We start from the raw sequence: 20,084 nt of genomic DNA, 5'->3' as shown, positions 1-20,084 counted from the left end.
AACGGGACGGATCAGGCTGCGCGCAGCGCGCGGGCTGCGTCAACCATCCCTACCAGCGCGGCCTCGGTCTCAGGCCATGCACGGGTCTTCAGACCGCAGTCGGGGTTGACCCAAAGGCGCTCGCTCGGCAAGCGAGCCGCCGCCTTGCGCATCAGGCCGACCATCCAATCCACGTCCGGCACGTTGGGCGAGTGAATATCGTACACACCCGGGCCGATATCGTTGGGATAACGGAAATCCTCAAAGGCTTTCAGCAGCTCCATGTTCGAGCGCGAGGTTTCAATGGTGATGACGTCCGCGTCCATCGCGGCGATGGATTCGATGATGTCATTGAACTCGGCATAGCACATGTGAGTATGAATCTGCGTATCCGCTGCCACGCCGGCGGTCGACAACCGGAAGCAATCCACCGCCCAATCCAGATAGGCCTGCCAATCGCCGCGACGCAGGGGCAGCCCCTCGCGAATGGCCGGCTCGTCAATCTGGATGACTCGCACGCCAGCCATCTCGAGATCGACGACCTCGTCGCGCAGCGCCAATGCCAATTGGCGGCAGGTCTGCTCACGCGGTTGGTCATCGCGCACGAATGACCATTGCAGAATCGTCACTGGCCCAGTCAACATGCCTTTGACGGGCTTATCGGTCAGCGATTGCGCGTACGAGGACCAACCGACAGTCATCGGGGCGGGGCGAGCGACGTCGCCGAAAATGATCGGCGGTTTGACGCAGCGCGAACCATAGCTCTGCACCCAGCCGTTACGCGTAAAGGCAAAACCGGCCAGCAGTTCGCCAAAGTACTCGACCATGTCGTTGCGCTCAGGCTCGCCATGCACCAGCACGTCCAGGCCGATTTTTTCCTGGAATCGGATGACCGCCTCGATTTCCTTGCGGATCGCGGCCTCGTAGGCGGCATCGCTCAGCGCGCCGGATTTCCAGTCGCGACGCAGCGCGCGAATCTCGGCGGTCTGCGGGAACGAACCGATGGTGGTCGTCGGGAACGACGGCAGTTTCAGCAATTGCTGTTGCTGTGCAATACGATCTGCAAACGGAGCGCGGTCACGCGTGACCTTGGCAGCGTCTGCCATGCGGCGAATCACAGCGGGGTTGTGAATGCGGGGCGATTCGCTGCGTGCCTTGAGCGCGGCACGCTGAGTTGCCAAAGCCGCACTGACATCGGACGCCTGGGCGTTATCCAGCGCCCGGCCGAGCACGCTCAGCTCATCGAGTTTTTGCGCAGCAAAGGACAGCCAGCTCTTCAGTTCGGCATCCAGATCCGTTTCACTCGCCAAGTCCACCGGCACGTGCAGCAAAGAGCACGACGGGGCCAGCCACAGGCGGTCGGCCAATTGTTCGCGAACGGGTGTCAAAGCGCTCAGCGCAGCATCCAGATCCGTGCGCCAAATATTGCGGCCATCGATCACGCCGGCAGACAGCACCTGGTCCGGACGCAAGGCAGCGGCGATGCGCGGCAACTGGTCAGGCGCGCGCACGAGATCGATGTGCAAGCCGGCTACCGGCAAGGCCAAAGCGGTTTCCTGGTTGTCCTGGAGGCCGCCAAAATAGGTGGCCAGCAAGAGCTTGACCGGCGCCTGCGCCAGGCGCTCGTACGCCTTGAGGTACGCATCACGCCAGGCTTGCGGCAGATCCAGCACCAGAATCGGCTCGTCGATTTGTACCCATTGCACGCCCTGCTGAGCCAAGCGCGCCAATACCTCGGCATAGACCGGCAACAGTGCATCCAGCAATTGCAGCTTGGCGGTGTCCCCCGCCCCATCGGCAAACGCATCGCCCTTGCCCAGCCACAGCCAGGTCAACGGGCCCGGAATGACAGGCTTGACCTGATAGCCCAAGGCTTGCGCTTCTTTGACCTGCTCAAAAAGGTATTCGCGCGCGATGCGGAACGTCTGGCCCGGCACCAGTTCCGGCACGATGTAGTGATAGTTGGTATCGAACCACTTGGTCATTTCGCAGGCAGCAGTCGGCGTGCCCGACGGCGCACGCCCGCGTCCCATGCGAAACAGTGTATCCACCGTGACAGGCTGACCATCGGCTTGGCCAAAACGCGCCGGCACTGCCCCCAGCAACGTGGTCCATTCCAGGACATGGTCATACCAGGCGAAATCGCCTACCGGTACGAATTGAACGCCCGTGGACGCCTGACGCTGCCAATGCGCGGCACGCAGTTCGCGACCAGTTTGCTCCAGATCCGCTGCGCTTTGCTTGCCAGCCCAATAGGCCTCGACCGCGCGCTTGAGTTCGCGCTGGGCGCCAATACGGGGAAAGCCCAAATTATGAACTATAGTCATATAGATATCCGATTCAACAAATTTTATTCAACTCGCATGCTATTCTGCCTCCAACTTAATTTGCGTCAAAATCAATCTCAACATACATTTATTGAAAATTTCTCATACTAATAAAATGAGTGTGATTCATGCATGGCCTACACAGGTTTCATGTCGCTCATATTTGTTATTTACCCGCTCTGTATACGACTGATCCATGCTCGAAATCCGTCATCTAGAAACCCTCTCGGCAATCCGCGACGGAGGTAGCCTGCAAGAGGCAGCTGATCGTCTGCACCTGACGCAGTCGGCGCTATCTCATCAATTGCGCGACCTCGAAACCCGCCTGGGCACCCCGCTGCTCAATCGCCGTACCCGCCCTGCCCGCCTCACTACGGCCGGACTGCGGGTGCTGGCGCTGGCCGATGACGTCTTGCCGCAGATCCGGGCCACCGAGCGGGAGCTACAACGGCTGGCGGCGGGCCGCACCGGACGGCTGCATCTGGCGATCGATTGCCACTCATGTTTTCAATGGCTTATGCCGAGCATGGACGCTTTTCGCGGCCAGTGGCCGGATGTCGCGTTGGACCTGTCGGCCGCGTTTTCGTTTGCCCCATTGCCCGCACTGGTACGGGGCGATCTGGATCTGGTGATTACATCGGATCCGCAGCAACTCGACGCGGTGGAATACCTGCCCTTATTCAAATACGAGTTGGTACTGGCTGTCTCCGAATCGCATCCTTTGGCAGCCAGCAAACACATCGTGCCCGAGCAACTGGCGGATCAGATCCTGATCACCTATCCCGTGGACAGACAGCGGCTGGACGTCTTTACGACCTTTCTGGATCCCGCAGACGTAGAGCCGGCCGCGGTACGCAAGGCAGAGCTGACACCCATCATTGTGCAACTCGTCGCCAGCAATCGCGGCGTGACTGCACTGCCCAATTGGGCGCTGACAGAATATTTGCATCAAGGCTGGCTGCGGCTGTGCCACCTGGGACCGCAGGGTGTGTGGCGTACGTTGTACGCCGCCGTGCGAACCGAGGATATCGATGCGCCTTACATTAATGATTTCCTGGCTATTGCACGAGAGACGTGCTTTAAAACCCTGGACGGTATACGGTCAGCGAAAAATTGAACCGCTTTTGATTAATCATCGTCCCGCTCGTCACCCAACAGGCGACGGATCACATCATGAGCAAAGCCTCGGCCCGCGAGGAAGCGGGCCTGTTTGGCATACTCGTTACGATCGCTGGGCTTTGTGGAAAAACGCTTGCGCCACACCTCAAGCGCACGCTGATACTCGGTTGCGCGCAGATCGTCGCGCAACTGTGCGACTTGATCCTCGGCAACGCCGTGCTGACGCAGTTCTTGCACAATGCGTGCAGTACCCTGCCGACCGGCACGACGATGCACCAGGCTATGCGCAAATCGCTCGGTAGATAGCCAGCCTTCCTTTTCCAGCGCATCGAGCACTGGCTCAATGTCGGAAGCATCCTCTGCATAAGGCTGGAGCTTGCGCGCCAATTCATTGCGCGCGTATTCGCGGCGCGACAGATAACCCACCGCGCGAGCCTTCAGGCTAGGCCCACGCGGTTTAGGTTTGCCCAAGGTCTCGAAATCATCATCCCGGGGCTCGTGTTTGCCTCGCGTCTCGAAATCATCGTCCCGAGCCGTGCGTCTGCCTCGGGTTTCGAACTCGTCTTCTGGTGCAGACAGTGTCCGGCGATTTTCGCCATCCCTCCCTGTACCAGAGGTCTTCATCGTCTCGAATCCCCCGTCGTCAGGTTCGCGTGAAGACGAGCCGCGACGTGGCCACGAAGCTCCCCGCTGACGAATCATTCTGCGTCGGTAGTCTCGGCCTCGCTAGCCGGGAACGTCGCTGCACGGCTGACGATGCCTTGGTTTTCACGCACCTTGTTTTCGATCTCGATGGCGAGCTCGGGATGCTCTTTCAGGTATTCACGGACATTGTCCTTGCCCTGACCGATGCGGGTGCCGTTGTAGCTGTACCATGCGCCCGATTTGTCGACCACGCCTGCTTGCACGCCCAGATCGATGATTTCACCCTCGCGTGAGATGCCGGCGCCATACATGATGTCGAACTCGGCCTGCTTGAACGGAGGCGACACCTTGTTTTTGACGACCTTGACGCGCGTTTCGTTACCGACGACTTCTTCGGCCTTTTTGATGGAGCCGATGCGGCGGATGTCCAGACGCACAGAGGAATAGAACTTGAGGGCATTACCACCGGTAGTCGTTTCCGGGTTGCCGAACATGACGCCGATCTTCATCCGGATCTGGTTGATGAAGATGACCATGCAATTGGTGCGCTTGATGGTAGCCGTCAGTTTGCGCAGCGCCTGGCTCATCAGGCGAGCCTGCAGACCGGGCAGCGAATCGCCCATTTCGCCTTCGATTTCGGCCTTGGGCACCAACGCGGCGACCGAGTCGATCACGATCAGATCCACCGAACCCGAGCGCACCAGGGCGTCGGTGATTTCCAGGGCCTGCTCGCCGGTATCGGGCTGCGAAATCAGCAGATCGGTGAGATTGACGCCCAGCTTGGAGGCGTACTGCACGTCGAGCGCGTGTTCCGCGTCGATGAACGCGCAGGTGCCGCCGATTTTTTGCATTTCTGCGATGACCTGCAGCGTGAGCGTGGTCTTGCCCGACGATTCAGGGCCGTAGATCTCGATCACACGCCCACGCGGCAAGCCACCCACGCCCAATGCGATATCAAGCCCCAGCGAGCCCGTCGACACGACCTGGATGTCGTGTTCGACTTCGTTATCGCCGTAACGCATGATCGAGCCTTTGCCAAACTGCTTTTCGATTTGCGAAAGCGCGGCTGCCAGCGCCTTGGCCTTTTCCGAGGCGGCTGCTTTGCTGGTTTTGTCGTCCATGTGGTTTCCCGTGGATAAATGATGTTGACGCTGTGAGGTTTAACGCGCGGCAAAGCGCTGCACGTCGAAGCGGCGATTATTGCATTCGATTGTACTGTATATAAATCCAGTGTGCCAAATTTTTCCAGGGATTCCCTGGATGGGCAAATTAGCTGAGGCTGTGCCAGAATGCCTGCACGCGATATCGTCCTGATGTCGTGCGCCCTTAACGGCTCTTGCCCCGCTTTCACTGCATGCGCATCCTTATCGCCGAAGACGACAGCATCCTGGCCGATGGCCTGTCCCGCTCATTGCGCCACAATGGTTACGCCGTTGACGCCGTCAGCGACGGCGCCGCCGCCGATTCCGCCCTCGCCGCCCAGCCGTTTGACCTGCTCATTTTAGACCTGGGACTCCCCCAGCTCACCGGGCTGGAAGTCCTGCGCAGGTTGCGTGCGCGCAACTCTGCGATGCCGGTTCTGATCCTGACGGCGGCAGACAGCGTCGAGCAACGCGTCAAAGGCCTGGATCTGGGTGCCGACGATTACATGGCTAAACCCTTTGCTCTATCCGAGCTGGAAGCCCGCGTGCGTGCCCTGACACGGCGCGGCGCGGGCGGCGGAGCCACCTTGTTGCGCCATGGCCGCCTGGTGTTTGACCAGACCGGACGTGTCGCGCTGGTCGATGACCAGACCCTGGATTTGTCCGCCCGCGAGGTCAGCCTGCTGGAAATCCTGCTGACTCGCAGTGGCCGCATGGTCAGCAAGACCCAGCTCGTCGACCACCTGTGCGAATGGGGCGAAGAGGTCAGCACCAACGCCATCGAGGTCTATGTGCATCGATTGCGTAAAAAGCTCGAGCCTAGCGGAGTCAAGATCATCACGGTACGCGGCCTGGGTTATTGCCTTGAACGGGACCAAGGTGCCGCCAGCCACCTCACCCACTGAGCCGGCCGCGCGCGAGTCGCTGAACCAAGAAGCCCTGGACGCCATGCGTGGCGGGGCGAAAGGCCCCAGCTTCGCGCCCCCTCAGCGATCGTTGCTGGGAGAAATCCTCGACTGGATGCTGGCGCCGTTGTTCCTGCTGTGGCCAATGAGCGTGGCCATCACCTACGTGGTGGCGCAGAATATCGCCAACGTCCCTTACGATCGGGTGCTGGCGCAAAACCTGCACATTCTGTCACGCCATGTGCATGCGCAAGGCGGACGCGCTGTCCTGGACATCAACGACTCCGTCCGCGACGTGCTGCATCCCGGCGAAACCGACAGCGTGTTCTGGCTGGCCCAAGGCAGTCACGGCGAGGTACTGGGCGGAGACAAAGGCCTGCCCTTGCCTCCCGATCTCGGCCCACCGCAACCCGGTATCGTGCTGTATGCAGAGGACACGTTGCGCGGGTTCGGCGTACGACTGGCCTATACCTGGGTCGATTTACACATCCCGCAAACTCAGCCCGTGCTGCTCGTGGTTGCCGAAACCATGGAAAAGCGGACCGAACTGACCAATGACATCATCAAAGGCGTCATCATTCCGCAATTCATCGTGCTGCCCATCGCGGTGCTGCTGGTGTGGTTCGGACTGTCACGGGGTGTCGCCCCCCTGAACGCCCTGCAACAACGCCTGCGCGCCCGCCGTCCGGACGATCTATCGCCCATCGACGAAGGCGCCGCCCCGTCGGAAATTGCGCCGCTGGTTAGCGCCATGAATGAATTGCTGGATCGCTTGTCCTCCAACGTGCAGGCGCAACGACGCTTTGTCGCAGATGCCGCGCATCAATTGAAAACGCCCTTGGCGGGGTTGCGCACGCAGGCCGAATTGGCGCTGCGAGACGCCAGTCCCGACGAAATGCAAGCGAGTCTGCGCCAACTGATTATGGGCTCGGAACGCGCCACGCGTCTCGTGAATCAGCTGTTATTGCTGGCGCGTGCCGAGAATCCGCATTCGGTCGAGTTGGCGCCTACCGACCTGAACGCCATTGCACATGAGCAGACGTTGCAGTGGGTGCATCAAGCGCTCTCCCTGAACACCGATCTAGGATTTGAAGGCACGGACATGCCGCTCATGATTGCGGGCAACGATATCCTGCTGGCCGAGCTGCTCAACAATCTGGTGGACAACGCGCTGCGCTATACCCCATCGGGGGGACATATCACCGTACGTGTCCGCAACTCTGCCTCTCATGCCATCCTGGAAGTCGAAGACTCCGGCCCCGGCATCCCTCTCGAAGAACGCGAACGCGTCTTCGACCGGTTTTATCGTGTACTGGGGACCCGGGCCGAGGGCAGCGGCCTGGGATTGGCCATCGTGCGCGAAATATCTCAGAAACATCATGCGCAAGTGGAAATCCTCGAAGGCACCGCACACTCGGACCTGCCCGGCGCATGCATCCGTGTGTTGTTTCCCTTACACGGGCGGCCCGAAAATATTCAATTCCCTAGCTAGGGATATCCCTGACGGATCGCTCCGAACCCGGTCAAAATCCCGGGAAAAACGCCAAAAAAATACATTTGGTTTCAAAATTAAGATTCAAGTAAGCATCCCGTCAGAACCCCGTCAGTCTCGTTTTCTACCTTTCTACTAGCCCTAATGCCGGAACATACCGGAAACGAGCCGGCACGGTGGATCACCACCGGTCCAAAACGAGGAGACATCATGAGCACAGCATCGATGGCCAGCCCAGGCCCATCCGCGGGCCCGCGCCCGATGACCAAAGACGAACGGCGCGTGATCTTCGCGTCGTCGCTAGGCACGGTATTCGAGTGGTATGACTTTTATCTCTATGGCTCGCTTGCGGCCATCATTGCGGGGCACTTCTTCTCTGGTGTAAATCCCACGGCCGCGNTCATTTTCGCGCTGTTGGCTTTCGCGGCAGGCTTTGCGGTACGCCCCTTTGGCGCCCTGGTCTTTGGCCGCCTGGGCGACCTGGTCGGCCGTAAATACACCTTTCTGGTCACCATTGTCATCATGGGCCTGTCCACGTTCCTCGTGGGCGTGCTCCCCAGCTATGCCAGCATCGGCATCACCGCCCCCGCGATTCTGATCGTGCTGCGGCTGCTGCAAGGCTTGGCGTTGGGCGGCGAATATGGCGGCGCAGCCACCTACGTGGCCGAACACGCCCCTCAAGGCCGTCGCGGCGCCTACACCGCCTGGATCCAGACCACGGCCACGCTGGGCTTGTTCCTGTCCCTGCTGGTCATCATGGGCGTACGCGGCCTGATGGACGAAGAATCCTTCAAAGCCTGGGGCTGGCGCATTCCGTTCCTGATCTCGGTAGTGCTGCTGGGCATCTCGGTGTGGATCCGGATGCAGCTCAATGAATCGCCGACCTTCAAACGCATGAAAGAAGAAGGCCGCGGCTCCAAAGCTCCCCTGACCGAGTCTTTCGGCCAATGGAAAAACCTGAAAGTCGTGATCATCGCGCTGCTGGGCCTGACCGCCGGCCAAGCCGTGGTGTGGTACACCGGCCAGTTCTACGCCTTGTTCTTCTTGACCAAGACGCTGCAAGTCGACGCCAACACGGCCAACATCCTGATCGCCCTGGCCCTGTTGATCGGCACGCCGTTCTTCCTGATCTTTGGCTCGCTGTCTGATCGCATCGGCCGCAAACCGATCATCATGGCGGGCTGCTTGATCGCCGCGGTGGCCTATTTCCCGATCTTTCAGGGGCTGACCCACTTCGCCAACCCCGCGCTCGAAAAAGCCCAGGCATCGGCACCGGTCACTGTGATTGCGGACCCGGCCACGTGCTCGTTCCAGTTCAATCCGGTGGGCACCTCGTCATTCACGAGCTCATGCGATGTGGTCAAGTCATTCCTGGCGGGCAACTCAGTGAACTACGCCAACCAGGCAGCCCCTGCCGGTACCGTGGCCAAGGTCAAAATCGGCAATGACGAGTTTCCTTCCTTCGAAGGCAAGGACATGTCTGCGGATGAGTTCAAGGCCAAGTCTGCCGAGCTGAAAACCGCCCTGACCAACGCGATCCGCAGCCACGGCTACCCGGCCAAGGCGGATCCGGCACAAATGAACAAGGTCATGGTGGTGGTCCTGCTGACCATTCTGGTGATCTTCGTGACCATGGTATACGGCCCGATCGCCGCCATGCTGGTCGAAATGTTCCCCACCCGCATCCGCTACACCTCGATGAGCTTGCCGTATCACATCGGTAACGGCTGGTTCGGCGGCTTCTTGCCCCCGGTCGCTTTTGCGATCGTGGCTGCGACGGGCAACATCTACGACGGCTTGTGGTATCCGATCATCATCGCCGTCATGACGCTGGTCATCGGCACCTTGTTTGTCCGCGAAACCAAAGACGTGGACATCAACGACTGACACCGCTTTCCCCCGCCAGGCAGGACTGCTGCGCCTGTCTGGCTCTTCCAAGCTCCTTCGGGAGCTTTTTTTTTGATCAGCTCCAATGGCTCAAAGCGCTGCAGTCGGAGACGGCAAGCCGCAGCAGCAGCCGCGGTTTTTTTATCTAGCGGAGATTCAGGACGATGTCAGACCGCCGAGATTAGACTGGAACCTCAGAACACGGCCTTGCCCTACATTGCTGGACGTTTGATCCCCAGTCTGGCAATTGCAGGGCCAGTTCTCTGACACCGATGCTACGCCCCCCGCGAGCCTTTAACGGCGTAGCATTGTGTGACCCTGCCAGGNCCGGCTTTTTTAAGCCGGGCCTTTTTTTTGTCTTGGGGCGGGCCGCCCCAAGACATCAACGGCGGCGGCCGAAGCCGATCACCAGCACACCCGCCACAATCGCAGCAATACCAGCCCAGGTCGGAATCGATACCGATTTTTCCGTTTCCGCCGTCGCCTTGACCGAACCGATTTGCAACACGGTTTCTTCGCTGGTGTAGTCGAAACCCTTGTACACCAATGCCGCCGCACCCACTGCGATCAGCACCGCACCCACAAGCGTCGCCAGTTTCATCGTTATCATCCTTTATTCATCAATGACGATGCGGCGGACGATACCAGAAGGTCCGGCTTCTGTCAGTGACAGAACGCGTCGCACTACGCTGCCCGTGAAAACGCTGCCGATCCATTGTGCGACGCAGCGTCCGCCCGCTAATACAAAGTAGCCCCTTTGCGCCGCGTAAACTGGGCTAACGAACGCAACGCCAGCGCATGCATCGCTGCTACCGAAGGCAAGAGCGTCTCGTCCTGACGCGTCAACACGCCGACTATACGCTCGACAACCGGCTCAACCAAAGGCACAAACGCCAAGCCCGTACTCGCTGGCGGTCGAGCCAGTACGGGCAATGCGGTCACCCCGAGCCCTCCCGCCACACTGGCCAACAAAGAAGCTCGATTCGAAATATCCATCGCCGGATCATCCACCCCGGCGCCGAGTTTGCGGCCCTTTAGCGTGGCAAACGTCGCATTCGCAATCAATCGCTCGCCAGCCAACGCAGACCACGGAATACTGCGGCGCCGCGCCAAGGGATGCGTCTTGCGGCAAACCAGGCCAAAACTATCGCGCGCGACGGGGGTGAACGCCAACTCATCCGTACGCGGCAATTGGCCTGCCACACCCACTTGGACATCCCCCGACTGCACCAGACGATGCACATTGGGAGACGACTCATCCACCGCACGGATTCGCACGTCGGGATGACGCTGCGCATAACGCGCTACCAATCGCGGCAGCCACTCATCTGCCAATGAAGGCATCACCGCCAATGACACCGGCCCCTGGTACCCCATCGCATAGAGCCGCGCCCCGTCCTGCACACGGTCATGCGTAGCCAGCAACTCTCGAAATGACGGCAGCAACGTCTGCCCCAACGGCGTCAAGCGCGCACGTTTGCCAGGCTCGAACAGCGGCGCGCCAATCTGTTGTTCCAGGTCCTGCATCGCTGCCGAAACCGCCGCTTGTGAACGAAAAGTGCCCTGGGCCGCATCCCGGAAACTACCGAGATCGGCCGCCAGTACGAACTGACGCAAATGTTGAATTTTTAATGGAGCAGACATGATGTGCCATCTGTCTAATTTCGGATTTTCCGAAATTAACATGAATTATTTTAGATTGCTAAAACTGGACTGCAGCGCCAACAATGCACGCATCGTTCAACCGGGAGCCAGCATGTCCGTGCAAGTTCGCAAAGTCGTTAGCTACGTAGAAAAGACCCTGATCGAAGGGGGCAAAGCCGCCGAAAAGCCGCTGGTGATGATCGTGGCCGCCGCCGTGATCCGTAACCCGTGGGCCGACAAGCCGTTCCAGGAAAATCTGCGTCCGGAAATCCTCGCCGCCGCACCGCCACTGGGCGAGTTACTGGTCGGCGAGATCCTGCGTCACGCAGGGTCGGCCGATGCGATCGAGGCCTACGGTAAAGCAGCCGTCGTCGGCACTTCGGGCGAAGTCGAACATGCGTCCGCCTTGATTCATACCTTGCGCTTTGGCAACGCCTATCGCAACGCGGTAGAAGGCTCCAGCTACCTGAGTTTCACCAACACGCGAGGCGGTCCGGGTTGCGTCATTTCGATCCCGATGATGCATAAGCAAGACGAAGGCTTACGTTCTCACTATCTGACCGTACAGACCTGCATCTATGACGCGCCGGCCCCCGATGAAATCGTGATCGCCTTGGGCGCGGCCACCGCCGGCCGTCCGCATCACCGCATCGGCAATCGCTATTCCGATTTGAAAGAACTGGAACAAGAGGCGCAAGCAGAATGAACGCTGCGCAGCGTCGATCAGGCGAGGGCGAGCCCTTAGTTCTATTGCATGGCGTGGGCCTCGATCATCACTTGTGGAATGATCTCGCCCCGTGCCTGGAACCGGATTTTGAGGTCTTGCGTTACGACCTCCTCGGTCACGGACAGGCCGCTCCACTACGAGCTGCCGTCGCACCAGAGGATTTCGCCATACAACTGGACCAGGTACTGGACCACGTCGGCTGGAATGAGGTTCATTTGTTGGGCTATTCCATGGGAGGCCTGATCGCAGGCCATTACGCCGCGACCAGGCCGGCACGCGTCAAGCGGCTCGCACTGCTGAGCACCGTCTATCAACGCACCGAGGCCGAAGCCACCGCCGTGCGCGCNCGGCTCGATGCGTCGGCGACGCAGGACGCTGAGGCCTCGACAGAAGTCTCTCTGGCGCGCTGGTTCACCCCTGCCTACCGGCAGAGCCACGAAGCTCGCGTCCAGGAAATCGGACGGCGCCTGCTCTCCAACGATCGCACAAGCTTTCTGCATGCGTATCGGATGTTCGCCACAGGTGATCGTCTGATCGATACACACGCGATCCGTTGCCCGGTACTGGTCATGACAGGCAGCGATGACGTGGGCTCCACGCCGCGCATGAGCGCAGCCCTGGCAGCCGATTTGCCGCAATCGCAATTGCAGATCGTGGCAGGACAGCGCCATATGTTGCCCGTGGAAGCCCCCGGCACCGTGGCTCAAGCGTTGTGCGGCTTTTTCTCGCCAGCCTCTGCATAAAGCACGATTCCCGCCCAAGGGAGGAGACAAACCATGAATCGCAGAACCCTACTCAAATATGCCGCCGCCCTAGGGGCTGCAGGACTCGTTCAACCAGCGTGGACGCGTGAGGCACCGTTGCGCGTCGTCGTGCCCTTTCCGCCAGGCGGCGGCACCGACGTACTGGGGCGCGTAATTGCCGCCTCGCTAGAGCCTGCGATGAACCGCCCCGTCATCGTCGAAAACAAGCCAGGAGCCAGCGGCATGCTAGGCGCCGATTACACTGCCAACGGCGCCAAAGACGGCAGTATCTTGCTATTTGCAGGCCTGGTCCCCTCGGTACGCTACTACGCCAGACCGCCTGAAGAGGTGCTCCAACAATTGGCGCCGGTATGTCCGATCGCGCGCTCGCCGTACATGGTCGCAGTGAGCGCCGACGTGCCGGCCAAGACCTTGAAAGAACTGGTCGAACAAGCCAAGGCTCGCCCTCAGGATCTGACCTTTGGCACGCCTGGCAACGCCACGCCCCAACATATCGCCACCGAACTCATGCAGGCCGCCTGCGGCATCGACATGCTGCACGTGCCCTACCGAGGCACTGGCCCCATGATGACGGACTTGCTGGGCGGTCAAATCCAAGTGGTCGTGGCCACCGTCGCTGCCGTCGAGCCCTACTTGAAAAGCGGCCGGCTACGCGTCCTGGCCGTCACCAACTCAGAACGCTTAGCCAAATATCCGGACATCCCCACTGTTGCGGAAAGCGGCTACCAGGGATTTTCCGCACAAATCCAGTTCGGCACCTATTGTGCCGCGGGGACGCCCACGGAAATCGTCGCCGCGCTGAATCAGGGCGTAAACCGCGCACTGCAAACGGAGGACGTCCGGCGCAAGCTGGGCGAACAAGGATTCACCCCGACAGGGGGTACACCCGAGATGTTGCAAACGGCCTTGTTGTCCGAAATTCGCGAGGTCGCAGCCCTCGTGAAATCCGGCAAAGTCAAAGTCGATCTCTAACCATAAACGCAGCCCCACTGGCCGGGCGTTACACGGCCAGCGCCTGCAGGAACCCAGCATCGAGAGCCGGCCCGATGTCGCCTTGAGATACACAAGAAAAGCACAGACCTGCCGGCGAGTCGGGCAAGGGTCGTATAGAATCAACCCTTTTGCCCGACGCCATGTGGTTCAAGAATCTCAAGATCTACCGACTATCCGCACCGTGGACGCTGACCGGCGAACAGCTTGAAGAAAGCTTGGCGCGGCATGCTTATCAATCCGGCAACAATCTCGAAATGCAAAGCGTGGGCTGGATTTCGCCCCGCGAAAATGCTGCGCTGTCACACACCGTCAATCAGCAGATTTTGCTCAGCCTGCGTGCCGAGAAAAAATTGCTGCCAACCACGGTCGTCAACCAGGTCGCTCGCGCCCGCGCTCAGGAAATCGAAGAGCAACAAGGCTACAAGCCCGGCCGCAAGCAAATGAAGGAAATCAAAGAGCGCGTCACCGACGAGCTCTTGCCCAAGGCCTTCAGCGTCTATCGCGACACGCGTGTCTGGATCGACCCGGTCAACCACTGGCTGGTAATCGATGCCGCCGCCTCGGCCAAGGCCGATGAAGTCATCGGCCTGCTGGTCAAGACCATCGACCCGCTGCCGCTGGAAAATCTGTACGTCGCCCAATCGCCCGCCGCCGCCATGACCGGCTGGCTGGCCGCTGACGAGGCCCCTAGCAATTTCAGCATCGATCAGGACACCGAATTGCGCGCCTCGGGCGAAAGCCGTGCCGCCATTCGCTATGTCAAACATTCCATCGACGTCGACGACGTGCGCCGCCACATTCAGTCAGGCAAACAATGCACCCGCTTGGCGTTGACCTGGGCCGATCGCGTGTCCTTTGTGCTGACCGAAGCCCTCGACGTAAAGCGTATTGCGCCATTGGACGTCCTCAAGGAAGGCAACGACACCGTCATGCAAAATGACGATGAAAAATTCGATTCCGACATGGCATTGATGACGGGCGAACTGGCCAAATTGCTGGCCGACCTGACCGAGGCCCTCGGCGGCGAAAAGCGTATCTAAAAAACGCCCCAAAGGCTGGGGGTTGAACCCAGCCCTTTGGGGCATTGCATTGCTTTTACCGCCGGGCCGCCTGCAAGGACAATCAATCCAGCCCGTGAAAAATCGAATCGTCCGGGCCGATATGCGACGGATGTTTCCACGTCACGTCGCGCATCGAATGCTGCACCAGACCTTCCACCCCCAGCAGCACTGCGAAAATCGCCATCCGGATCGGAATGCCGTTATCCGTTTGACGGAAAATCGCCAGACGCGGATCGTCATTCAGATCCGTGCTCAGATCGTTAGCGCCTGGCCGGCTGTCGCGCGGCAGCGGGTGCATGACAATCGTGTCGGGTCCGCAATGCGCGTCGATCGTCGCGCGGCTGATCTGAAACTCTGGCGTGTAGCCTTCGCTTTCCTCGTGGGCGAAACGCTCCTTCTGCACGCGCGTCGCATAAATTACATCCGCGCCCGTCAAGCCCTCTGCCAGGCTGCTTTTCTGCTCGATCACATTGTCGTTGCGGCTGGCCTGTTCGATGATGTAGTCCGGCATTTCCAGGCCAGGAGGAGAAATCAAGGTGAACTTGATGCCCTTGTACAAGGCCAATAGCTTGATCAACGAATGCACCGTGCGCCCGTATTTCAAATCGCCGACCATGGCAATATGAGCGCCATCGAGCAGCTTACCCAGACGCGAAAACTCGGTGAGAATCGTATACAGGTCCAACAGCGCCTGGCTGGGATGCTCACCGGGACCGTCGCCCCCATTGACGACGGGGATATTCGTAGCCTGCGCAAATTCGGCGACAGAGCCTTTATCGGGATGACGAATCACCATGGCGTCGACGTAGCCGCTCATGACGCGGCTAGTGTCGTAAATCGACTCGCCCTTGGCCATCGAGGAAAAAGTAAACCCGGTGGTATCGCACACCGAACCGCCCAGGCGGCAGAATGCGGAACCGAAACTCACGCGCGTACGCGTACTGGCCTCGAAAAACAGATTACCCAGCACCGCCCCTTCCAGAACTCGAGATACTTTTTGCCGGCGAGCAACAGGCTGCATCAAATCCGCCACGCGAAACAGGTCCTCGACCGATTCGCGCGTAAATTGATCTACCGACAGTAATTGGTGTTTGCCGTTCACGGAGATCCGCTCGCGCAGCGGGCCCACCTGTGCGCTCTGCGTATATTTCTCGAGCAAGGCACTGTTTTGCACGATTTCGCTGACAAAACGCTCGACCACCTCGGGCATCGCACGAAACTCTTGCGATCCTTCTGGCAGGAGCCACGTGTCGAGCGCACGCCTTTTCACACCGATACGGGTGGCGAAAACATCACGAGTCAGATTGAGGCGACGCATCGCGTCGCGTAGAAAGGCTTGCTGGGAAATGGACATGGCGGCCCCTGGGTTGCTAATGTACGCAATGCGTATATTAAACCCAGGATTTCGTACGTCGCAAGCGATTTTCTAGCGTGCTTCGAGGAGCGTTATTTGTTGTCCAACGGCCGGCATACCGGGGTTGCGCTCTGGATCGAAGCCCTGGCTGCCTGGATCTCGGCTTGATCCCACTGCCCCTCTCCCAGGACCATGACAGTGACGTTCGACGCATTCGGGCTGTCTGATTGGGATTGGGCTCGAATGATTTCCAGGATTTTGGCAGGCTCGGTTTGCTTGAAAATCTGAATCTCGTTGGGGGCGCCCTTTTCCCCCAGGCTCTGATGCGATTGGTACACAACGCCATAAGGATGGGCGCGCTCTTCATGGCACACACGTACATACTCGCCCGCGCGTCGATGCGCCGCCTGGACATCTGCCTGTACCGAAAAAGTTTCTGTCGCTCCCGGAGGATCGCCGGACAATAAACCTTTACTGGCGCAGCCGCTCAAGACAACGGCCATGGTCAACCCTGCCAGACCCAAAGTGCGCATAGTCATTCCCACTAGATAGTACTAATGGTGGCATTATGCATCACACTGGCCGCACGTCACGCGGCGTGCCGCCCACGAAACATGTGAGCGGCGGCGGCCCACCTCAATCAGCGGCGCGTTGAATGCTTTCACCACCCTTCTCGATGTCCTTGCCTGCTCCTGCAACCGTATTGCACCCCGCCGAGATGGCTGACACAGCAAGCAAGACGACGAGCAAAATGCGATTCTTCATGAGTTCTCCTATGACGACTTATCATCGAGGCCAGACCCACTGACCCTGGCGCCGGACTTCAGATCCCCGGCCCGGTAATCATGCACGTTTTTTTAACAAATCGCCAAACAAATCAGCGCGCCAACGGCGCACACTGTGTCATACACGCCAAAGCTTTCATAAGGTAGGATGACGGTATGCGACATTCTTCTTCTACGCCCGGCAATTCGGACCAAGGCTGGGGTTGGCAACAGCCCGCCCAGGGCTCAGCTGCGTTGGCATTATTCATCGATGATCTGCATCGTGTATTGCAGGCCCATACCGCCCGGCGGCTGGCCGGCGCGTCCCCTTTGAGCGTCGCACAGGACCAGGTCGATGCCCTGCTCGCCCGCTACGTCGAGATGCGCAAAGCGCCGGAAATTTTCGAAGGGCAATCGGTCACCTTGAAAGAAGGCACCGACCGGGATGGCGTATCGCACACAGTGCCGATCTTTTCGCCGCATCTGAAACAGGCTTTGGTGGCCATGCTGGGCCAGCCGGGTAAACAGGCCCAATAGTTAGTCACTGCTGCGGCAGGCGCCGCGCACTGATTCAATAAGGCAACAGGGCTGCCCACATGCGGCGAGCCCTGCCCATCATCGAGTGCCTATTGTTTGGCCGCGGCCTGCATCGGCCCAGACCACGGTTCCGTTTCCAGCGCCAGGCGTGTCTCTTGAAAGCCCCCTAACCCGGTCTTTAGCAGACCCGTATTCAGCGCCTGGCCGATAGCACGCCGGCATAGCGTTTCAAAATCGTCAGATAGCGACTGGAATGCCCCATCGGGAATACGCAGCCGCAAGCTGGCATCCACCGAATCCGCGGCCGAGGCAGCGTCACCTATATGCACATGCGCTGGATAACCATGTGGGCACCATACGCCCACATAGTACTGTCCCTGTGCGCCTATATCCGCGATATAGCCTGGATGATCATACTTGGCTGTACCCATGTGACACGTCTCCTGAGAAGAGAAAGCTGATGATCCGCCTGGGCATGGTATCCCATGCCCGGCGCGGCTGCTACAGTGGGATTTACCCCAAGACAAACATGGCTTCAGCCTCAGAACGTTCTGAGAATCTGGAGCACTTTGCCTTCGAGACTGTGAACGTCGTCCTCTAGTGCGGCCCGCTTGTCATTCAATCCGCGGATTTCGTTTTCGCTGTTCTCCAGCTGCTTCAGATAGCGCGTACTCAAATCGCTGCTTCCCGGCACCGCGCCGAGATTCTGCCGAATGCGCTCTTGCTCATTCACCAAGCGCTCCCGTGCGTCGTCCAACGCTTGCAGAGCGGCCTGTGCATCGATCTGCTTTCTGCGCGCCTCGGCCAGCTGGACCAGCTTCGCCGCCAAGGCCTTGTCGGGACTGGAGGCCGACCACGCCAATAACATGTCGGGTGCAGTATCAACCACCGCATAAGCATTGCGCTGCAACTGTTCGTCCACGGCTTCCAATGTCTGTTCCTTGCCAGCCGCGACAGTGGTCTTTAACCGATGGTGGGTAGCGGTTTTGCCGTCGCTTGCAGGCGATGAAAACGTCCACCCCGGCCGAATGGGATGCTCGATGACGACAACACGCTCGCCGTCCAGCGCGCCAGAAACGGTGTACCGCGTCACGATCCGCGACTTTTGCGTCAAGCGCAGTAACCCGTCCACCATCTTGATCTCAACGACTTCATCGGCCGGCTTTTGATCCTCGGTAATGCTCACCTTCCGATCGGTAGCAAAGCTGGCCAGACGCGTATCCTCGTTGGGTAACCCTGCCAGTTGCGCATCGCCGACATACCCGGACTGCGCGTCATAAATCGTGAGGATGCCGCCAGGCAGGCTGACACCCGTCGTGTTCTTGAGCATCAACGCAGCCACGGGATGGGGTGACGACGCGCCCGCCTGATACACAGACACCATCGTGGCCGGCACCTCAGCATCAACGATAGGCGCGGACAACGTGTCGCCATTAGCCAGATCGTACGTGCCCGGCAACGCGAACGTGGCGGAAATATCGCTTTCACTCGCCGCGGTGCTGTCCTGCGTGGACGCCACGGCTCCGCCGTATTGATCCGCCATTGCAATGGGTGCCGGGGCAGCTGCCTCCAGCATCGGTGCGGCAGGCGCGGGGCGAATCGCTCTCATCCGGGCCGACGCTGCCGGCTCGGCAGCACGCGCTGCTTGCTCACGATTCGCCAAATTTCCCGTATCCGCTCTGGGCACATTGGTCGCGGCTGTACTGATTGGCAGATCGTAGCGTTTTTTCCAATACAACTGGTGCAGGCGCTGCCTGAGCGTCACGGGATCGGCAGAGCTCAACACGATTTTGACGTGCTTCCAGTCTTCGCCACTGGCATTTTCCAATACTGTCCAGGCCTGCAACCGGGCGTTGCCATCATCCTGCGCCACCACCTTATATGCCGTCTTCCAAATGGGAGAGGCAATCACATACGAGACGTCGACATTGTTATTCGACGTGCCGGCTACATGGATATTGATCACGCGCGATCGATCGTTCTTGGCACGTGCAATCGCGTCGGCGGCTTCGACCAGCTTGTCCCTCAGCGCAGCGTCATCCACACTGACAGAGGCGTCTTGCGACAACGCCAGCGTCGCGACCGTGCCCGCGGACGTCAGCGCAGACAAGAGAAAGAACTGAGCGCCATCGGCGCCTTTGCGCGGCTCGACTCCCAACGCCTTGCCCTGCACTGTCTTGCCATTACTCGTCACCGTAACGGCTGCGCCCTGTAATGCGGTCAATAGCGACGGTACCGAAGCCAGCGCCTGAGGCGGAAACGGCAGGCCCTTGAAACTTTCCTCGAGCGGCCTGGGCCCGGTCAACGAAAATCCCGATACCGAAGCCGTCGAGCTATTCAGCACCAGGCTTTTCAAAATATCGTCGACCTGATCGAGCGGCACCTCCAAACGAATGGTGCCATCCTGGCCCACCGGCGCCGCCCTGACAATCTCAGCCAGGCCGCCCGACGAGAGTCTGATTTCGCGTATCGAGCCATTATTATCTGACGCCCAAACACTCATCGGCACCAATGTCGCGATGCACAAGCTTACGACGGTACGATGGAACATGATTCCTCCTGCACGCCCTATGCGCTGATTTTCAGGTCGTACTATAGCCGCGCGCCATGGTGTTCGCAGCGGTGCACCACGAGCGTGGCAGGCCAACGCTGAAATCGACGTGACCTGGACTAAGGAAGAACCGTGTCCGGAGTCGAAAAAACAAAACGCTCCCGGCGAAATTCGCACGGGAGCGCTTTAAATT

At 59.5% G+C, this 20,084-nt stretch carries 19 protein-coding genes and 2 pseudogenes; 11 read left to right on the top strand and 10 right to left on the bottom strand.

The window, feature by feature from the left end:
* Window positions 1-11 precede the first annotated feature (11 nt).
* Window positions 12-2,306 (bottom strand): 5-methyltetrahydropteroyltriglutamate--homocysteine S-methyltransferase, encoded by a 2,295-nt coding sequence (gene metE / locus ACNA0I_RS13580; protein WP_415806532.1) that lies wholly within the window; start codon window positions 2,304-2,306, stop codon window positions 12-14.
* 196 nt (window positions 2,307-2,502) lie between these two features.
* On the opposite strand from metE, the gene ACNA0I_RS13575 reads away from it, so the two are divergent.
* Window positions 2,503-3,423, top strand: coding sequence for a LysR family transcriptional regulator (locus ACNA0I_RS13575; RefSeq protein ID WP_415806531.1), 921 nt, complete (start codon window positions 2,503-2,505; stop codon window positions 3,421-3,423).
* A gap of 11 nt (window positions 3,424-3,434) precedes the next feature.
* Here ACNA0I_RS13575 and recX read toward each other — a convergent pair whose 3' ends face one another.
* Entirely contained in the window at window positions 3,435-4,049 is a 615-nt protein-coding gene (gene recX, locus ACNA0I_RS13570; RefSeq protein ID WP_415806530.1) for a recombination regulator RecX, read from the bottom strand.
* 74 nt (window positions 4,050-4,123) lie between these two features.
* Window positions 4,124-5,191, bottom strand: a complete 1,068-nt coding sequence (gene recA / locus ACNA0I_RS13565) for a recombinase RecA (protein WP_415806529.1) — start codon at window positions 5,189-5,191, stop codon at window positions 4,124-4,126.
* A gap of 233 nt (window positions 5,192-5,424) precedes the next feature.
* Between recA and ACNA0I_RS13560 the strand changes: the two genes are divergently transcribed.
* From ACNA0I_RS13560 to ACNA0I_RS13545, 4 genes and pseudogenes are all read left to right on the top strand, one after another.
* Window positions 5,425-6,117: a response regulator transcription factor gene (locus ACNA0I_RS13560; protein WP_094820762.1), complete on the top strand. Its 693-nt coding sequence runs from the start codon at window positions 5,425-5,427 to the stop codon at window positions 6,115-6,117.
* A 115-nt stretch (window positions 6,118-6,232) separates the two neighbouring features.
* The gene (locus ACNA0I_RS13555) at window positions 6,233-7,609 is read left to right on the top strand and encodes a sensor histidine kinase (protein WP_415806671.1); all 1,377 of its coding nucleotides are present in this window, start codon (window positions 6,233-6,235) and stop codon (window positions 7,607-7,609) included.
* A 225-nt stretch (window positions 7,610-7,834) separates the two neighbouring features.
* Window positions 7,835-8,008, top strand: a pseudogene (locus ACNA0I_RS13550) (MFS transporter); the annotation flags it as partial.
* Between the two features lies 1 nt (window position 8,009).
* Window positions 8,010-9,496 (top strand): MFS transporter (locus ACNA0I_RS13545; RefSeq protein WP_415806528.1); only part of this gene is annotated, 1,487 nt, incomplete at its 5' end.
* 382 nt (window positions 9,497-9,878) lie between these two features.
* Here the strand turns inward: ACNA0I_RS13545 and ACNA0I_RS13540 are convergent.
* Together ACNA0I_RS13540 and ACNA0I_RS13535 are read right to left on the bottom strand one after the other, a co-directional pair.
* Entirely contained in the window at window positions 9,879-10,097 is a 219-nt protein-coding gene (locus ACNA0I_RS13540) for a hypothetical protein (protein WP_415806527.1), read from the bottom strand.
* Between the two features lie 137 nt (window positions 10,098-10,234).
* A complete protein-coding gene (locus tag ACNA0I_RS13535; protein ID WP_415806526.1) occupies window positions 10,235-11,140 on the bottom strand; it encodes a LysR family transcriptional regulator in 906 nt (301 codons plus the stop codon).
* Window positions 11,141-11,252: 112 nt separating this feature from the next.
* On the opposite strand from ACNA0I_RS13535, the gene ACNA0I_RS13530 reads away from it, so the two are divergent.
* The 5 genes and pseudogenes from ACNA0I_RS13530 to ACNA0I_RS13510 all read left to right on the top strand — a co-directional run bounded on the left by ACNA0I_RS13530 (window position 11,253) and on the right by ACNA0I_RS13510 (window position 14,664).
* Complete coding sequence (locus ACNA0I_RS13530; protein WP_415806670.1) at window positions 11,253-11,846, top strand: amino acid synthesis family protein; 594 nt, start codon at window positions 11,253-11,255, stop codon at window positions 11,844-11,846.
* Window positions 11,843-12,213 (top strand): annotated as a pseudogene (locus tag ACNA0I_RS13525) (alpha/beta fold hydrolase); the annotation flags it as partial. The gene ACNA0I_RS13530 and the pseudogene ACNA0I_RS13525, both read left to right, overlap by 4 nt.
* 1 nt (window position 12,214) lies before the next feature.
* Window positions 12,215-12,610, top strand: a 396-nt coding sequence (locus tag ACNA0I_RS13520; protein WP_462935937.1) for an alpha/beta hydrolase, incomplete at its 5' end; no start/stop codon positions are given.
* A 33-nt stretch (window positions 12,611-12,643) separates the two neighbouring features.
* Window positions 12,644-13,603, top strand: a complete 960-nt coding sequence (locus tag ACNA0I_RS13515) for a Bug family tripartite tricarboxylate transporter substrate binding protein (RefSeq protein WP_415806525.1) — start codon at window positions 12,644-12,646, stop codon at window positions 13,601-13,603.
* Window positions 13,604-13,764: 161 nt separating this feature from the next.
* Window positions 13,765-14,664: a recombination-associated protein RdgC gene (locus ACNA0I_RS13510; RefSeq protein ID WP_415806524.1), complete on the top strand. Its 900-nt coding sequence runs from the start codon at window positions 13,765-13,767 to the stop codon at window positions 14,662-14,664.
* Between the two features lie 82 nt (window positions 14,665-14,746).
* Here the strand turns inward: ACNA0I_RS13510 and ACNA0I_RS13505 are convergent, their stop codons facing one another.
* The 3 genes from ACNA0I_RS13505 to ACNA0I_RS13495 form a co-directional block, all read right to left on the bottom strand.
* Window positions 14,747-16,039 (bottom strand): aspartate carbamoyltransferase, encoded by a 1,293-nt coding sequence (locus ACNA0I_RS13505; RefSeq protein WP_415806523.1) that lies wholly within the window; start codon window positions 16,037-16,039, stop codon window positions 14,747-14,749.
* A 92-nt stretch (window positions 16,040-16,131) separates the two neighbouring features.
* Entirely contained in the window at window positions 16,132-16,572 is a 441-nt protein-coding gene (locus ACNA0I_RS13500; protein ID WP_415806522.1) for a BPTD_2524 family lipoprotein, read from the bottom strand.
* 103 nt (window positions 16,573-16,675) lie between these two features.
* Window positions 16,676-16,804: an entericidin A/B family lipoprotein gene (locus ACNA0I_RS13495; protein ID WP_415806521.1), complete on the bottom strand. Its 129-nt coding sequence runs from the start codon at window positions 16,802-16,804 to the stop codon at window positions 16,676-16,678.
* Between the two features lie 176 nt (window positions 16,805-16,980).
* Between ACNA0I_RS13495 and ACNA0I_RS13490 the strand changes: the two genes are divergently transcribed.
* Window positions 16,981-17,340 carry a hypothetical protein gene (locus tag ACNA0I_RS13490; RefSeq protein WP_415806520.1) on the top strand — a complete coding sequence of 120 codons (360 nt, stop codon included), beginning with the start codon at window positions 16,981-16,983 and terminating at the stop codon, window positions 17,338-17,340.
* Between the two features lie 89 nt (window positions 17,341-17,429).
* On the opposite strand, the gene ACNA0I_RS13485 is transcribed toward ACNA0I_RS13490, so the two are convergent.
* Window positions 17,430-17,771, bottom strand: coding sequence for a hypothetical protein (locus tag ACNA0I_RS13485; protein WP_415806519.1), 342 nt, complete (start codon window positions 17,769-17,771; stop codon window positions 17,430-17,432).
* 110 nt (window positions 17,772-17,881) lie between these two features.
* Window positions 17,882-19,891 (bottom strand): DUF4139 domain-containing protein, encoded by a 2,010-nt coding sequence (locus ACNA0I_RS13480; RefSeq protein ID WP_415806518.1) that lies wholly within the window; start codon window positions 19,889-19,891, stop codon window positions 17,882-17,884.
* Window positions 19,892-20,084 lie beyond the last annotated feature (193 nt).

Source organism: Bordetella muralis, assembly GCF_965139205.1.
GTDB classification, from domain to species: Bacteria; Pseudomonadota; Gammaproteobacteria; order Burkholderiales; family Burkholderiaceae_B; genus Bordetella_A; species Bordetella_A muralis.
This window is presented reverse-complemented; position numbering and strand designations above follow the sequence as displayed.

Coding starts and splice junctions, on each gene's coding strand:
- recA (WP_415806529.1), bottom strand. CDS start 5,191: ATGGACGACAAAACCAGCAAAGCAGCCGCCTCGGAAAAGGCCAAGGCG.
- ACNA0I_RS13560 (WP_094820762.1), top strand. CDS start 5,425: ATGCGCATCCTTATCGCCGAAGACGACAGCATCCTGGCCGATGGCCTG.
- ACNA0I_RS13490 (WP_415806520.1), top strand. CDS start 16,981: ATGCGACATTCTTCTTCTACGCCCGGCAATTCGGACCAAGGCTGGGGT.
- ACNA0I_RS13500 (WP_415806522.1), bottom strand. CDS start 16,572: ATGCGCACTTTGGGTCTGGCAGGGTTGACCATGGCCGTTGTCTTGAGC.
- ACNA0I_RS13540 (WP_415806527.1), bottom strand. CDS start 10,097: ATGAAACTGGCGACGCTTGTGGGTGCGGTGCTGATCGCAGTGGGTGCG.
- ACNA0I_RS13535 (WP_415806526.1), bottom strand. CDS start 11,140: ATGTCTGCTCCATTAAAAATTCAACATTTGCGTCAGTTCGTACTGGCG.
- ACNA0I_RS13495 (WP_415806521.1), bottom strand. CDS start 16,804: ATGAAGAATCGCATTTTGCTCGTCGTCTTGCTTGCTGTGTCAGCCATC.
- ACNA0I_RS13515 (WP_415806525.1), top strand. CDS start 12,644: ATGAATCGCAGAACCCTACTCAAATATGCCGCCGCCCTAGGGGCTGCA.
- ACNA0I_RS13555 (WP_415806671.1), top strand. CDS start 6,233: ATGCTGGCGCCGTTGTTCCTGCTGTGGCCAATGAGCGTGGCCATCACC.
- ACNA0I_RS13575 (WP_415806531.1), top strand. CDS start 2,503: ATGCTCGAAATCCGTCATCTAGAAACCCTCTCGGCAATCCGCGACGGA.
- ACNA0I_RS13480 (WP_415806518.1), bottom strand. CDS start 19,891: ATGTTCCATCGTACCGTCGTAAGCTTGTGCATCGCGACATTGGTGCCG.
- ACNA0I_RS13530 (WP_415806670.1), top strand. CDS start 11,253: ATGTCCGTGCAAGTTCGCAAAGTCGTTAGCTACGTAGAAAAGACCCTG.
- recX (WP_415806530.1), bottom strand. CDS start 4,049: ATGAAGACCTCTGGTACAGGGAGGGATGGCGAAAATCGCCGGACACTG.
- ACNA0I_RS13505 (WP_415806523.1), bottom strand. CDS start 16,039: ATGTCCATTTCCCAGCAAGCCTTTCTACGCGACGCGATGCGTCGCCTC.
- ACNA0I_RS13510 (WP_415806524.1), top strand. CDS start 13,765: ATGTGGTTCAAGAATCTCAAGATCTACCGACTATCCGCACCGTGGACG.
- metE (WP_415806532.1), bottom strand. CDS start 2,306: ATGACTATAGTTCATAATTTGGGCTTTCCCCGTATTGGCGCCCAGCGC.
- ACNA0I_RS13485 (WP_415806519.1), bottom strand. CDS start 17,771: ATGGGTACAGCCAAGTATGATCATCCAGGCTATATCGCGGATATAGGC.